Source organism: Halorubrum sp. B52, from assembly GCF_059752555.1.
In genome coordinates this window covers 1-14,351 of the sequence record NZ_MWTG01000007.1, presented here as the reverse complement: position 1 = coordinate 14,351, position 14,351 = coordinate 1, and the positions used below count along the sequence as shown (strand labels likewise).

Genomic DNA, 14,351 nt, shown 5'->3' with positions numbered 1-14,351 from the left:
TCCCTGCGATTCCCTGAGTAAAAGCCTTGACGAACGAGGCGAGCCGTCGGCCCGACGCGATCGAGCGAAGAGCAACACCGAAGACCCCGGGCGTTGATGAGTGTCCCATGCACCACCCTGGACCCCCCCGATTCCTCTCGACCGGGGAGACGACGCAGCTCGCGCCGCGGGATCCGGACCCGACGGCGAGCTACGAGTGGCGCGTCGCCGACGCGCCGCCGGACAGCGAGGCGACGGTCGGCGACGAATCGGTGACGGAGTTCACGCCGGACGTTCCCGGACGCTACCGCCTCGGCCTCGACGCGCCCGACGGCGACCACCTCCTGACGATCCGCGCGTTCGCAGCGAGCTACGAGGGCGTCGACGTCACCGGCGGCAGCGGCACGGCGATCCGCGACCGCGACCCGGACCGCGCCGAGATCGACTACGGCGCCGAGCGCGCCCACGAGGGCGTCGGAAAGCCGCGCGTCCGGCTCGACGCGACCGTCGAGGAAGGGAACGACGGAGGCGAGAGCAGCGAGGTCGTCGTCCGGGCGACGCCAGCGCCGAACCCCGAGTCCGCCCTCGACGCGGCCGACCTAGCCGTCGCCTTCGTCGTCGACGACCGCGACGTCGAGCGCGCGCTCGCGGAGGGACGACGCGACCCGCGGGACGCGGCCCGGACGACCGACGACGGGCGCGCCCTCCGGGTCCCGACCGACGCCGTGCCGGACCGGCTCCGCGTCCACGGGGTCGCCGTCGCGCGAGAGCCGGGGCGCGAACAGCGGGTGAGCGTCGCCGACGCGGTCGCGGTCGAGCGGGCCGGTCAGGGGGCGCTCCCCGACGCGGACGAGTCGAACGACCCGGACCCGACGGCCGTGACCGGCGCCGACGGGCCCGCCTTCGAGACCGTGCGGCTCAACCAGCCGCCCGAGTGGACGAGCGACGCGACCGTCTACGAGGTGTACGTCCGGACGTTCGCCGACGCCGACGAGGGCGAGGCGTTCGCGGAGATCGAAGCGCGGATCCCGGAGATCGCCGACCTCGGCGTCGACACGCTGTGGCTCACCCCCGTCCTCCAGCACGACGGGAAGCCCCACGGCTACAACATCGTCGACTTCTTCGACGTGGCCGAGGACCTCGGCGACCGCGACGACTACGAGGCGCTCGTGGAGGCCGCCCACGACAACGGGATGCGGGTGCTGTTCGACTTCGTCGCCAACCACACCGCGCGCGACCACGAGTGGTTCAGAGACGCCTATCGGAACCCGGAGTCGCCGTACCGCGACCGCTTCGAGTGGCAAGAGTCGGGCGAGCCGGGGACGTACTTCGACTGGGAGCTGATCGCGAACCTGAACCACGCGAACCTCGACGTGCGGCGGTTCCTGCTCAACGTGATCGACGAGTGGGCGCCGCTCGTGGACGGGTTCCGCTGCGACATGGCGTGGGCCGTGCCCGACTCGTTCTGGCGCGAGCTCCGCGACCGGGTGAAAGCGAAGGACCGCGAGTTCCTGCTGATGGACGAGACGATCCCGTACATCCCCGGCTTCCACGAGGGGATGTTCGACGTCCACTTCGACGCGACGCTGTACTTCCAGCTCCGGCAGGTCGGCCGCGGCGCCGAGCCCGCCGCGTCGGTGCTCGACGCGGTCGACCAGCGCGCGGAGATCGGCTTCCCCGACCACGCCGGCTTCCTCCAGTACATCGAGAACCACGACGAGACGCGCTACCGCGTCGAGTGCGGGGACGCCGCCGCGGCCGCCGCCGGCGCCGCGACGTTCACGCTTCCCGGCGTGCCGATGGTGTACGCCGGCCAGGAGATCGGGCAGCGCGGCCGCCGCGACGCGATCGCGTGGGACCACGCGCGCGAACCGGTCCGCGAACGCTACGAGCGCCTGATCGCGACCCGAGAGGACCATCCGGCGCTCGGCTCCGACGGCGACCTCGAACGGGTGGGGTACCACGTCGCCAGCGGCGACCTCGACGAGCGACCGATCGTCGCCAGCGGGGACGTCCACCCCGACGACGTGGTGGCGTTCCGCCGGCGCGACGACGCGGAGTCGCTGATCGTCGTCCTCAACTTCGCCCCGGAGCCGGCGAGCGTCGCGGTCGACGCCGACCACGCGGGCCGCGATCTAGTCACCGGCGACTCCTGTGTCGTCGTCGACGGCGAGGGGACCGAGCGGATCCGCGTCGACGAGGTCGCGGTCGTCCGGGAGCGGGAGTGAGCGTCGGGCGGGGTCGATCCTGACTTCTGCGTCGATCCTGACTCGAGCGTCGGTCCGGGGCGCCGCCCGCGATAGTGACACGGACGCAACGCTTGAGTCGGTGGGGGTCGCAGGGGGACGCATGCGATTCGACCGCTCCGACGGCGTGTTCTGCCACGTCACCTCGCTGCCGGGACGACACGGGATCGGCGACCTCGGTGACGGCGCGGAGGCGTTCCTCTCGTTCCTCGGCGACGCCGACGTCGACCACTGGCAGATCTGCCCGCTCGGGCCGACGATACACGGCGCCGGGGAGTCGCCGTACCAGTCGCCGTCGGCGTTCGCCGGCAACCCCCTCCTGATCGACCTCGACGGGCTCGTCGCCGACGGCCGGCTCGACGAGGCCGACCTCGAACCGGTCCCCGACTTCCCCGACGACCGGGTCGACTACGGCGCGGTCCGCGAGTACAAGCTCCCGCTGTTGCGCGACGCCTTCGAGCGGTTCGACGCCGCGGACGCGCCCGAGGCCGAGGCCGACCTCGACGCCTTCCGCGAGCGCGAGCCCTGGCTCGACGACTACGCGCTGTTCCGGGCGCTCGCCGAGGCGCGCCCCGAGGGGACGTGGGTCGAGTGGCCGGAGCCGCTCCGCACCCGCGACCCCGAGGCGCTCGCCGACGCCCGCGAGGAGCACGCGACCGAGGTCCGGTTCCGGGAGTTCGTGCAGTGGACGTTCGACCGGCAGTGGCGCGACCTCCGCGCGGTCGCGGCCGAGGAGGGCGTCTCGATCGTCGGCGACGTGCCGATCTACGTCGCGCTCGACTCGGCCGACGTGTGGGCGAACCCGGAGGCGTTCCGGCTCGACGAGGGGAACCGCCCGACCGAGGTCGCGGGCGTCCCGCCGAACCCGGGCGACGACGGGCAGCGCTGGGGGAACCCCGTCTACGACTGGGAGCGGCTCGCCGAGCGAGAGTACGACTGGTGGATCGCCCGGTTCCGGCGCCTGTTCGAGCTCGCCGACGTGGCGCGGCTCGACCACTTCCTCGGGTTCGCGAAGTACTGGGCGATCCCGGCCGACCGCGACGACCCGGCCGCCGGCGAGTGGCGGGAGGGGCCGGGCCGCGACCTGTTCGAGACGGTGGAGCGCGAACTGGGGCAGGCGCCGTTCATCGCCGAGGACCTCGGCTTCGAGGAGCCGGCGATGAACGAGCTGATGGCCGAGTTCGGCTTCCCGGGGATGCGCGTCCCGCAGTACGCCGACTGGTGTCAGGAGGGGAACCCGTACCAGCCGATGCACTACCCCGAGGGCGTCGTCGGCTACACGTCCACCCACGACACGGACACGTGGGTCGGCTACTTCGAGGACCTCCCCGAGCGCCAGCGCGACTGCTTCAGGTACAACGTCGGCGCCGACGGCGACCGCGCGCCCGAGTGGGAGGTCATCGACGAGGTGTGGAGCTCCGAGGCGGTGCTCGCCGTGACGACGATGCAGGACCTGCTCGGGCTCGGCAGCGAGTCGCGGTTCAACGAGCCGGGGACGATCGACGGTAACTGGGAGTGGCGCGTCACTCGGGACCAGCTCGACGACGAGATCGCCGACCGGCTGTGGGAGCTCGCCGGACGGCACATCCGGTAGCGCGGTGCTCGGGAGCATCATCCCCAGTTCGCCGCTCGTTCACGTCGCGGTGATCGCCGGGGCGACCGCCGCCATCTGGGTCGGCAGCGGGTGGCTCGAGGAGGCGGCCCAGACGCTCTCCGCGTACTACGGGCTGCCGGCCGTGGTGCAGGGATCGATCGTCGTCGCCGTCGGGTCGAGCTTCCCGGAGCTGGTGAGCGTGCTCGTCACCGCGCTCGTCGGCGTCTTCGACATGGGCGTGGGCGCACTCGTCGGCTCCGCCATCTTCAACGTGCTCGTCATCCCCGCGTTGGCGGGGCTCAACGCGGAGGGCCCGCTGGAGTCCAGCCGGACGATCGTGTACAAGGAGGCGCAGTTCTACATGATCGCCGTCGCGGCGCTCGTCGTGACGTTCTCGCTCGGGGTCATCTACGTCCCGGTCCCTTCGGAGGCGATCGCGGGCGAACTGACCCGACCGCTGGCGCTTATCCCGCTGACGCTGTACGGGCTCTACCTGTTCATCCAGTACCAGGACGTCGGCGACGCCGGCGTGGAGACGGTCCGCGAGGGGATCGACGTCGGCCGGGAGTGGGGGAAGCTCGCGGCCGGGCTGCTCGTCATCGTGGTGACCGTCGAACGGCTGGTCGCGTCGGTGGAGTCGCTCGGCGCGACGTTCGGCATCCCGGAGTTCCTCGCGGGCGTCACGATCGTCGCGGCGGCGACGAGCCTCCCCGACACCCTAGTGAGCCTCCGGACGGCGGAGGAGGGGCGCGGCGCGACAAGCCTCGGGAACGTGCTCGGCTCGAACACGTTCGACCTCCTCGTCGCCATCCCGCTCGGGGTGCTCATCGTCGGCCGCGTCGAGGTGAACTTCTCGACGGCCGTGCCGATGTTCGGCGTGCTCACGCTGGCGACGGTGCTTCTGTTCGCGGCGCTCCGGACGGACCTGTCGCTCACGAGCCGCGAGTCGTACGTCCTGCTCGCGGCGTACCTGCTGTTCGTGGCGTGGGTGGTCGCAGAAACTGTCGGAGCGACGAGCCTCTTGCGGGGCGTGTGAGCGCCTACCGGTTCCGACCGATGATGAAGTAGAGGACGAGGCCGAGCAGCGGCGCGAGGAAGGCGACGATGGCCCACAGGAACGCGGGCTGGTCGCTGCGCTGCTTCGCGTCCGAGTAGATCCAGACGATGATGGCGAGCTGTACGAGCAGCACCAGCAGACCGAACAGGAAGGCGATCCCGCCGGCCAGGGCCTCCTGCAGCAGTATCGGGGACATCGGTCGAACGCACTCGGGGGCGTAATAAGTGTCTTTGGGGCTCGGATCGCTGCCCCGAAATCGTCGCCCTCGGCCCCGGCTCCGGCCGCGATGGCGGCGTCGCCCTCGGCCCCGCCCCGACCACGAACCGTTTTGGTCCGTCGGCGCTCCGATCCGCGCATGGACCTGCCAGTCGACGCCGACCGCCTCCGCGCGGACCTAGAGGCGAACGCGGCGTTCGGACGCGTGGAGTACGACGATCCGGAGAAGCGCGGGCGGACGAACCGGACCGGGAGCGAGGCGAACGCCGCCGCCCGCAACCGGCTCGTGGAACGGATGGAGGCGACCGGCCTCGACGTCGCCGTCGACGAGGTCGGAAATATCCTCGGCACGTGGACACCGGAGTCGGCGGACCCGGCGGCGGCCCCAGCCGTGAGCGGGAGTCACCTCGACAGCGTCCCCGAAGGCGGGATCTTCGACGGCCCGCTCGGGGTGTACGCCGCGCTGGAGGCGGTGCGGGCGATGCAGGCTGCGGGCGTCGAGCCCGATCGGCCGGTCGGCGTCGTCAGCTTCACCGAGGAGGAGGGGTCCACGTTCGGCAACGGGCTCCTCGGGTCGAGCGTGGCGACCGGCGAGACGACCCTCGACGAGGCCCTCGCGTCCGAGAGCGACGACGGAGAGACGCTGGGCGAGGCGCTCGACCGGATCGGCTACCGCGGCGACGACGCGATCGACCCCGCGAGGTGGGCGGCCTTCTACGAGCTCCACGTCGAGCAGGACACCGTTCTGGAGGATGCGGGCGCGGACGCCGGCGTCGTGACGACGATCACCGGGATTACCCACTGCGAGGTGGCGATCGAGGGCGAGGCGAACCACGCGGGCGCGACCGCGATGGGGGACCGGACCGACGCGCTCGCGGCCGCGAGCGAGTTCGTCCTCGACGTGGAGTCGGCCGCGAACGCGGTCGTCGACGAGTCGAGCGCCTCCGCGGTCGGCACCGTCGGGTCGCTCACCGTCTCGCCGAACGCGACGAACGTCGTTCCGGGCCGCGTCGACGCCGGAGTGGACGTGCGCGACGTCGAGGCCGAGTCGATGGAGAGTATCGTCTCGGCCGCGCGCGACTCGCTCGCCCGGTTGGAGCGCGAGCGGGGCGTCGAGACGTCGCTCGAGCGCCCCTTCGACGTGGCGCCGACGCCGATGAGCGAGCGGCTCCGGGAGGCCGCACACGCCGCCGCGGCCGACGCCGGCCGGACCGCGATCGACCTCCACTCCGGCGCGGTGCACGACGCGATGCGCGTCGCCCGCGTCACCGACGCCTCCCTGCTGTTCGCGCCCTCGCGGGACGGGATCTCGCACAACCCCCGCGAGTGGACCGACTGGGCGGACTGCGCGGCCGCGACAGAGGTGCTCGCGGGCGCGCTGGCACGGGTCGCGGTCGGCGGGGAGTGACCGGTCCGGAGCGTCGCGGTCGGATCGGACGACCGGACGTCACAACCGTTTTGCCGGTCGGCCGCGACCGGCGAGCGTGAGACGTCCACTCGCGCTCGCCGCCGTCGCCCTCGGCGTCGTCGCCGCCGTCGCCGGCACGCTCGTGGGGACGACGGACGCCCTCGGCGGCTGGCCCGACCTGGTCGGCTACCCCGCGACGCTCGTCGTCGGGCGGGCGCTGCTCGTCGTCGCCGTGGGGGCGCTGCTGTACGGGTCGTACCGCTTCGCGGTCGGCGTCCTGATGCGGTCGGCGAACAAGCGGCGCGCGTACAACACGCGCAACCTCCTGCGGCTCGTCTTCGGTTTCGTGGGGACGATCGCGACGCTGGCGGTGCTGACCGAGAACTGGCTCGGGCTTTTATTCTCGCTCGGGGTCATCGGCTTCGCGGTCACGTTCGCGCTCCAGCAGCCGCTCCTCTCGCTGATCGCGTGGGTGTATATCACCGTGAAACAGCCCTACGGAATCGGCGACCGGGTCCGGATCGACGACGCGAAGGGGGACGTGATCGGCGTCGACTTCCTCGTGACGACGCTGTGGGAGATCAACGGCGAGCTGGTCACGACGAACCAGCCGTCGGGGCGGGTGGTGACGGTGCCCAACAGCGTCGTGCTCTCCTCGAACGTCGTCAACTTCGGCGGGGGCGGCTCCCCGTACGTGTGGAACGAGGTGGGCGTGCAGGTCGCCTACGAGACCGACCTCGACTTCGCGCGAGAGGTTATGGCCGAGGAGGCGAGCGACCTGGTCGGCGACGAGATGGCCGCCGGCATCGCGGCGTACCGCGAGGCGCTCGCCGAGACGCCCGTGGAGCTGGAGGTGTACGACAAGCCGACGGTGAACGTGACGCAGGGCGAGTCGTGGGTGGAGCTCCGCGTCCGGTACCTCACGCATCCGCGCCGCGGACAGCGCGTGAAGAACCGGCTGTACGAGCGGATCCTCGACCGCTTCAACGACGCGCCCGACCGAGTGGCGTTCCCGGTGAGTCGGAACCGGTAGCGGACGGCGATATCGGCGACCGATGACGCGGTCGCCGGCGGCACCGACCGACAGCGACCCGCGGATCCAACATGATTTATATACCGGGAAGTTTCGGTTCGTTGTCGCGTCGTCGATCACGCCGAGAGTTCGAAGCGCCGTAAACGGTCGTTATCGCGACTATCGAGCCGATTCGCCGAGACGTATGCTAACTCGACTCGCGCAGCATTTATATGCTCTGACTACTTACTATTGGTTAACGAATCGGCTCGCCCGGCACCAGTATTTCAGTCGGGAGTTCGATCGGAGAGAACCCATGACAGAAACACGTACGCGCGATTACGGCGGAGAAACGGAGCGAGAGCGAACGAGCCGGGATCGGACGACGGAGACCGACGAGTCGGAGTCGACGGCGGCGGAGCGGACGACGACCTGTCCCGAGTGCGGCGGGAGCCTCGTCACCGACACGGAGCACGGCGAGACGGTGTGCGACGACTGCGGGCTGGTCGTCGAGCAGGACTCGGTGGACCGCGGGCCGGAGTGGCGCGCGTTCAACTCCGGCGAGCGAGACAGCAAGTCGCGCGTCGGCGCTCCGACGACGAACATGATGCACGACAAGGGGCTCTCGACGAACATCGGCTGGCAGGACAAAGACGCCTACGGGAAGTCGCTGTCGAGCCGACAGCGCCAGAAGATGCAGCGGCTCCGCACCTGGAACGAGCGGTTCCGCACCCGCGACTCGAAAGAGCGCAATCTCAAACAGGCGCTCGGCGAGATCGATCGGATGGCCTCGGCGCTCGGCCTCCCGGACAACGTCCGCGAGACCGCCTCCGTCATCTACCGCCGCGCGCTGAGCGAGAACCTCCTGCCCGGCCGCTCGATCGAGGGGGTCGCGACAGCGTCCCTGTACGCGGCCGCCCGACAGGTGGGGAACCCGCGGAGCTTAGACGAGTTCACCGCCGTTTCCCGCGTCGACAAGATGGAGCTCACGCGGACGTACCGCTACGTCATCCGCGAGCTCGGGCTGCGCGTCCAGCCGGCCGACCCCGAGAGCTACGTCCCGCGGTTCGTCTCTCGCCTGGAGCTCTCCGAGGAGACGCAGCGGCTGGCCCGCGAGCTCCTCGACGGCGCGAAGGAGAGCGGCATCACGAGCGGGAAGTCCCCGGTCGGGCTCGCCGCCTCCGCGGTGTACGCGGCGGCGCTCCTCTCGAACGAGAAGGTGACGCAGAGCCAGGTGTCGGACGTGGCCGACATCAGCGAGGTCACCATCCGGAACCGGTACAAGGAGCTCCTCGAGGCGAGCGAGGGGTTGGCTCCCTGACACGGCCGTCCGAACGGTTCTCTTCCTGTCATTTTATCCCGCGTCCGAGCGCCTTCGAATCGCTCTCGCCACGTACGTTTTTAACCCGGCCGCGTGTACGACCGGCCATGGTGGATGCGTTCGTCAGACTCGTCTGTCCGGAGTGCACCAAGGAGTGGCAGGACAACCCCGCTGATCTCCAGAACCTCCGCTCGAACTTCAGCTGTCCCGAATGTCACGCGACCCGCCGGCTGACGGAGTTCATGCGGACCGAGCGCGACCTCGAGGCGGTCAAGCAGTTCCAGTAAATCGCTGCGGCTGCGTTCGCGTCCGCGGGATCTCCTCGGCGGATCGTCGCTCTGGGCGGACCGCCGCGCCCGAGACCGGTGAACCGACTTCCCGGCGCGACAGCGTCGCGTCTCGGAGTCCGATCGACGAGCGTCGGTCGGCAGAACCTTCCCGATCGATAACCCGAAAATACCCGTCTACGCCTCCTAGAGGGCGAATACGCAAAGTCCCTTGGTAACGTGACTCAAGATAATAATATAAACCTCCGGTAGCAAGGGGCTGTTACTCATGAAGAAGCAGGAGCTCATCCATCTTCACGGCCTTCTCGCGGAGGTACGAAAACAGTGCGAGTTCTGGAACGAGGACATCGACCTCGAAGCCTACGAAGAACTGGGCGTCAAGCCGACATCGATTCACAAGTCGAAGACCGACCACAAAGCGGCCGTTTTTAAGCTGACCGAGGGGATCACGGAGCCGATGGAAGAGTCCGAATCGGAGCCGCTGGCCCCGACCGCAGACTGAGATTTCGTTCCGCTTCCCGTCGTTCCTCGCCCCTCTAGCGCAAGCCGTACTCGCGCTCGTCTCTCGCGCGGTCGATCCCGGTGGAGCCGTTCATCCGTACGAGATCCGTCGACACGACAGAGCCTTCGGCTCGCTCCGATCCAGTCGGTTTCGCTGGGAGCCGCCGGGGCGCTACGGTCCGTCGTCCGGAGGCGAGTCCGACTCGGCCTGGTCCTCGTCGTCCGCTTCGATCACCTCGACGTCGAGCACCTTCAGGGGGATGTTCCGGAGGCGCTGGCCGATCTCCTTGCGCGCGACCCGACTGGCGTGTTCGGCGCGTTCGACGTTGAACACGTCCATGTGGAGTTCGAGAGCGACGAGCGCCTCGTCGGCGGCGACGAAGGCCGGCGGTAGCTCCTCGCCCGCGGGCGACGTGCGGCTCCCGGTGTCGATCTCGACGTAGCTGAGGTCCGGATTCAGCATCTCGCCGGTCTTCGATATCGCGATCCGGACGGCTTCGTCGGCGGTCCCAACGTCGTACACCGGGACGGCGGCCTCCACGACGACTCGGCAGTCCATCACGGTACCACCTACCACACGATCCAATATGAAACTTCGGCCGACAGGTCGAAGCGCCGAAACGACGGCCGCCCGCGACCGTCCCGACTCACTCGCCGCCCGCCCGGAGGTAGTAGAACACGTACGTCTGGGCGTAACCGGCGTACTCGCCGCCGAAGCGTTCGCGGATCGCCCGCGACGTCTCGGCGTAGTTCCCGCGCTCGCAGTCGGGGTAGTACTCCTCGATCGTCGTCCGGATCCAGGTGTCGAGCGGCACCGCCTCCAGGAAGCCCAGCGAGAACAGCAGCACGCAGTCGGCGACCTTGTCGCCGACGCCGACGAACCGCGTCAGCGACTCGCGCGCCTCCTCGTACGGGAGGTCCACGGCCGTAAGCGGGTCAGCCTCGCCCGACGCGACCATCTCGGCCGTCCGCCTGACGTAGGGCGCGCGGTACCCCAAAGAGAGGTCGCGCAGGTCGTCCTCTGTCCGTGCGGCGAGCCGCTCGGGCGTCGGGAACGCGTGGTACTCCGCGCCGCCGAGCTCGACGACGTCGCCGTACGTCTCCCGGAGGCGTCGCTGCATCCCGTGGATCCGCGCGACGCGCATCTGCGCCGAGCAGATAAAAGAGATCAGACACGGGAAGACCGGGTCGCGGGTGAGTCGCATCCCCTCGTACGCGTCGTACGCTCGTTTGAGCAGGGGGAGGTCCGGGGTCGCGTCGAGGATCGCGTCGAGGTCGTCGTCGAGCCGGAACAGGTGTTCGAGCAGCGGGACGGCGTCGGTCGCCGACTCCCAGTAGAGCGTCCCGTCGTGGACGCCGCCCTCGTGTCTGACCCGCAGGGGGACGCGCTCATCGACGACGCCGGGAATCGGTGAGACGACCGTCTCGTACCACTCGTCGCCGCCGTGCGCGTGGAGGTCCGCGTAGGTGTCGCCGTCGGCGCGGTTCCAGAGGTAGCTCTGGCCGCTCTCGACGGTCGCCTGCAGGTCGAACGGACCGGCCAACTCCGCGATATCTATCGCGCCTCGTTCCATTACCGATCCGAGGGGGTCGCAGCGGTATTCGGATTTCGGTACCGGCCGAGGCTCGCGACGTCGCGCTATCGGTGTCGGGGTTCGGCGTCGACGACACCGCGGGCGAATCGCCGGCAACCCCCACGGGCGAAGCGGGGTTTTTGCCCGGTCGCCACGTAGCGAGGGTATGCCGACGTACCGCCGGACGACGCGCGTGCCCGCGCCCATCGACGAGGTGTGGGCGTTTCACTCCACGATCGACGGCCTCCGCGCGCTCACGCCGGAGTGGATGAACCTCCGCATCGGCGGCGTCGAGGGACCGGACGGGGAGCCGGACCCGGAAGTGCTCGCCGAGGGGTCGCGGATCCGGATGTCGATGCGGCCGTTCGGCGTCGGACCCAGACAGCGGTGGGTCTCCCGGATCGTGGAGCGGGAGCCCGACGGCGACGCCTCGGTCGAGGGGAGCGCGCGCTTCGTCGACGACATGGTCGGCGGCCCCTTCCGACGCTGGGAGCACACGCACGCCTTCTACGACGACGGCGAGGAGACCCTCCTCGTCGACACCGTCTCGTACCGGCTCCCGCTCGGGCCGCTCGGCGACCTCGCCGGGCCGTTCGCGAAGGTCGGGTTCGAGGGGATGTTCCGCGACCGACACCGGCGGACGATCGAGCGGTTCGAGGCGTAACGGATCGACTCCGACGTCAGCTCGACGCGCCCGTGGACGTCAGCGCGATCCCGGCGAGGACGACGGCGCCGCCGGCGAGCGTGACTGGCGTCGGCGCCTCGGACAGGAGGAGGAACGCGAGCAGCGTCGCTCCGACCGGTTCGCCGAGCAGCGACACGGACGCCACGCTCGACTCGACGTGCGCGAGCGCCCAGTTGAGGACGGTGTGTCCGAGCAGGCCCGGGCCGAGTGCCAGCCCCGCGAAGATCGCCCACTCGCGCGACGGATACCCGGCCAGCGGGTGCCCTTCCGCGAGGACGAGGGCGAGGAGCGAGGCGGTACAGACCCCGTAGACGACGACCACGTACGGGACGAGCGAGACGCGCTGCCGGAGCGACCGACCGGCGAGGACGTAGCCGGCCGCCGTCACCGCGCCGAACAGCGCCAGGCCGTTTCCGTAGAGCGGTCGCGGTCCAACGAGCACCCCGCCGAGGAGGTCGCCGACGGACATCGCGACCATCCCCGCGACCGCGACCGCGATGCCGACGGCCATTCGGCGCGTCACGCGCTCTCGGAGGAGCAGCCACGCGCCGAGCGCGACGAACACCGGCTGCGCCTGGACGAGCGTGACGCTCGCCGCGACGCTCGTCCACTCCAGGCTCTCGAACCAGGCGGCGAAGTGGAGCGCGAGCGCGACGCCCGACAGCGTCGCGAACGCGAGGTCGCGGCGCCCGATCCGTGTGAACTCGGTCCGGTACCGCCAGAGCGCGACCGGGAGCAGCGGCAGCGTCGTGAACAACACCCGGTAGAACGCGGCAACCGAGCTCGGCGCCTCGCTGAGCCTGACGAGGATCGCCCCGGCGCTCACCGCGACCACCGCGGTGGCGAGGGCGGCCGCCGGCGGGACGCGGGGATCGGTCGACATCGAGTCGTCAGTCGGTTCCGGCCCCCGTCGCTTACCGGTTTCGGGACGAAGCGGCGCGTCCGGGACGCGCCGACGGAGATTTGCGACTCCGGTCCGAACGTCGGCGCATGTGCGCAGACACGTTCGGCGTGGGCGTTCACCTCACCGAGGAGGAGCTCCAGTTCGTCGTTCACGTCCCGTCGGACGTCGACTCCGGGTGGACCGACCCCGAGGCGTTCCAGTCGCTGGTCGCCGAGACCGTCTGGGACCTGCTCGATCAGCAGGCCGTCCTCGAGACCATCGCCGAACGGTTCGAGACGGGGACGACCGTCACGCTCGGCACGGTCACGCTCGAACCGGACGGCACCGTCGTGTCACACGAGCTCAATCCTCCGGGGGCAGCGCCGGGCGACGGGACGGAGTGAATCGGACGGGTGAACGCCACGAGACCGACCGAGCCACCGACGGCTCAGTCGTCGCCGACGGTCTCCGGCCCGCCGTCCGAGTCCGTCTCCTCCGCCGACGCCGCCAGGACGGCTCCGACGACCCACATCCGGTCGGGGTCGTACGCGGTGAGGTCGTACCGCGTCGAGCCGACGGTCTCCCCCCAGGTGTCGAGCACGCCGAGTCGCACGAGGCCGGACAGCGTCGCGCCGAGCGTCCGCGGCGTCGTCTCCGGGTCGGAGAGGGCGGCGTGCACCTGCCGCGACTGGGGGTAGTTCCGCGTACAGCGCTCTATCCCGTCACGCGCCTCCGCCCAGTGACGGCGCACGTAGCCGAACGTCGTCGGATCGTCGCGGTGTAGTCGGTCCAGCGCTCCCGCGACGGGGTGGTCGACGCTCCCCACGTCGCCGGTCGGATCGAATATCGATCGGACGTCCGCGGCCACTTCGGGGCGGTACGAACACCCGACGATCACGTCGGCAACGCCCGACAGCCCGCGCAGCTCCGTCACGAACGACCGAGTCGAAGCGACGCCTCGGTCGGTTACCACCGGAGCGATGTCGTCTATGACGACGGCGGGCGCTTCCCCCTCAAAGTCGTCGACGTACGTCGACACGGCGTCCATCACGCGATCGAGTGACGCGGACGCGTCGAGCATCGTGTACGCGAGCCGCCGCCCCGGAACGACCTGCGTCGTCGCCGTCGATCCCCGAGTGGTGTCGCTCGCGGAAACGATCGCCTCACGAGACGGTCCCGATCCGGGCGAACTGCGCCATCCGCGCCGCCACTCCTCGAGTCCGGTTCCGAACAGCACGGAGATCAGCCGGTCCGGCGGCACACCGTCACGGACCGGCGGCTGTCCCGTCGCGGACAGCCGCACCGTGACGTCGTGGTCGGGATCCGTCGGAACGGCCATCTATGACGTTAGCTTCATCGACAAAATTGATAAACTTATGGGTAGACATCTCAATATTGAAATTCGGGCGCGGGGCAGCCGAGCGGCGACGCGACGTGAGATCGTGCTGTCGACGTGACGCGGTCCCGTACTGTACTTGTCGGGTGCGGTGGTGCGAGGAGCGCGTCCCGCTGGCTCGCGCTCGGCGTCGATTGAAAACGGGTGGGGCAATCGCCCCGGATGAATGGGCAGGCGGCGAACCGCGGTTCC

The 14,351-nt window shown here is 70.1% G+C and carries 15 protein-coding genes; 10 read left to right on the top strand and 5 right to left on the bottom strand.

Translation table 11 applies throughout. From position 1 onward, the window contains the following. Positions 1–107: 107 nt before the first annotated feature. The 3 genes from malA (at position 108) to B4V04_RS01585 (ending at position 4,855) form a co-directional block, all read left to right on the top strand. Positions 108–2,207, top strand: coding sequence for an alpha-amylase MalA (gene malA, locus B4V04_RS01595; RefSeq protein ID WP_498228591.1), 2,100 nt, complete (start codon positions 108–110; stop codon positions 2,205–2,207). A 121-nt stretch (positions 2,208–2,328) separates the two neighbouring features. Next, positions 2,329–3,819, top strand: a complete 1,491-nt coding sequence (gene malQ, locus B4V04_RS01590; RefSeq protein WP_498228589.1) for a 4-alpha-glucanotransferase — start codon at positions 2,329–2,331, stop codon at positions 3,817–3,819. A gap of 4 nt (positions 3,820–3,823) precedes the next feature. Continuing rightward, a complete protein-coding gene (locus tag B4V04_RS01585; RefSeq protein ID WP_498228587.1) occupies positions 3,824–4,855 on the top strand; it encodes a sodium:calcium antiporter in 1,032 nt (343 codons plus the stop codon). Positions 4,856–4,859: 4 nt separating this feature from the next. On the opposite strand, the gene B4V04_RS01580 is transcribed toward B4V04_RS01585, so the two are convergent. After that, positions 4,860–5,072 carry a PLDc N-terminal domain-containing protein gene (locus B4V04_RS01580; RefSeq protein WP_144798562.1) on the bottom strand — a complete coding sequence of 71 codons (213 nt, stop codon included), beginning with the start codon at positions 5,070–5,072 and terminating at the stop codon, positions 4,860–4,862. Between the two features lie 159 nt (positions 5,073–5,231). Between B4V04_RS01580 and B4V04_RS01575 the strand changes: the two genes are divergently transcribed. The 5 genes from B4V04_RS01575 (at position 5,232) to B4V04_RS01555 (ending at position 9,622) form a co-directional block, all read left to right on the top strand. Then, complete coding sequence (locus B4V04_RS01575; protein ID WP_498228586.1) at positions 5,232–6,500, top strand: Zn-dependent hydrolase; 1,269 nt, start codon at positions 5,232–5,234, stop codon at positions 6,498–6,500. Positions 6,501–6,576: 76 nt separating this feature from the next. Further along, positions 6,577–7,533, top strand: coding sequence for a mechanosensitive ion channel family protein (locus B4V04_RS01570; protein WP_498228584.1), 957 nt, complete (start codon positions 6,577–6,579; stop codon positions 7,531–7,533). A 295-nt stretch (positions 7,534–7,828) separates the two neighbouring features. Further along, positions 7,829–8,833 (top strand): transcription initiation factor IIB, encoded by a 1,005-nt coding sequence (locus tag B4V04_RS01565; RefSeq protein WP_144798559.1) that lies wholly within the window; start codon positions 7,829–7,831, stop codon positions 8,831–8,833. 107 nt (positions 8,834–8,940) lie between these two features. Continuing rightward, a complete protein-coding gene (locus B4V04_RS01560) occupies positions 8,941–9,120 on the top strand; it encodes a DUF7836 family putative zinc-binding protein (RefSeq protein WP_144798558.1) in 180 nt (59 codons plus the stop codon). Positions 9,121–9,388: 268 nt separating this feature from the next. Further along, positions 9,389–9,622, top strand: a complete 234-nt coding sequence (locus tag B4V04_RS01555) for a UPF0058 family protein (RefSeq protein ID WP_094522443.1) — start codon at positions 9,389–9,391, stop codon at positions 9,620–9,622. A gap of 171 nt (positions 9,623–9,793) precedes the next feature. Here B4V04_RS01555 and B4V04_RS01550 read toward each other — a convergent pair whose 3' ends face one another. Together B4V04_RS01550 and B4V04_RS01545 are read right to left on the bottom strand one after the other, a co-directional pair. Further along, positions 9,794–10,180, bottom strand: a complete 387-nt coding sequence (locus B4V04_RS01550) for a DUF555 domain-containing protein (protein WP_498228581.1) — start codon at positions 10,178–10,180, stop codon at positions 9,794–9,796. Positions 10,181–10,268: 88 nt separating this feature from the next. Next, a complete protein-coding gene (locus tag B4V04_RS01545) occupies positions 10,269–11,195 on the bottom strand; it encodes a DNA-3-methyladenine glycosylase family protein (RefSeq protein WP_498228580.1) in 927 nt (308 codons plus the stop codon). A 166-nt stretch (positions 11,196–11,361) separates the two neighbouring features. On the opposite strand from B4V04_RS01545, the gene B4V04_RS01540 reads away from it, so the two are divergent. Beyond that, positions 11,362–11,859, top strand: coding sequence for an SRPBCC family protein (locus tag B4V04_RS01540; protein WP_498228579.1), 498 nt, complete (start codon positions 11,362–11,364; stop codon positions 11,857–11,859). A 16-nt stretch (positions 11,860–11,875) separates the two neighbouring features. On the opposite strand, the gene B4V04_RS01535 is transcribed toward B4V04_RS01540, so the two are convergent. After that, positions 11,876–12,763, bottom strand: coding sequence for a DMT family transporter (locus tag B4V04_RS01535; RefSeq protein WP_498228577.1), 888 nt, complete (start codon positions 12,761–12,763; stop codon positions 11,876–11,878). Between the two features lie 107 nt (positions 12,764–12,870). On the opposite strand from B4V04_RS01535, the gene B4V04_RS01530 reads away from it, so the two are divergent. Beyond that, positions 12,871–13,167 carry a DUF8124 family protein gene (locus B4V04_RS01530; protein ID WP_498228575.1) on the top strand — a complete coding sequence of 99 codons (297 nt, stop codon included), beginning with the start codon at positions 12,871–12,873 and terminating at the stop codon, positions 13,165–13,167. Between the two features lie 44 nt (positions 13,168–13,211). On the opposite strand, the gene B4V04_RS01525 is transcribed toward B4V04_RS01530, so the two are convergent. Beyond that, the gene (locus tag B4V04_RS01525) at positions 13,212–14,102 is read right to left on the bottom strand and encodes a hypothetical protein (protein WP_498228574.1); all 891 of its coding nucleotides are present in this window, start codon (positions 14,100–14,102) and stop codon (positions 13,212–13,214) included. Positions 14,103–14,351: the final 249 nt, after the last annotated feature.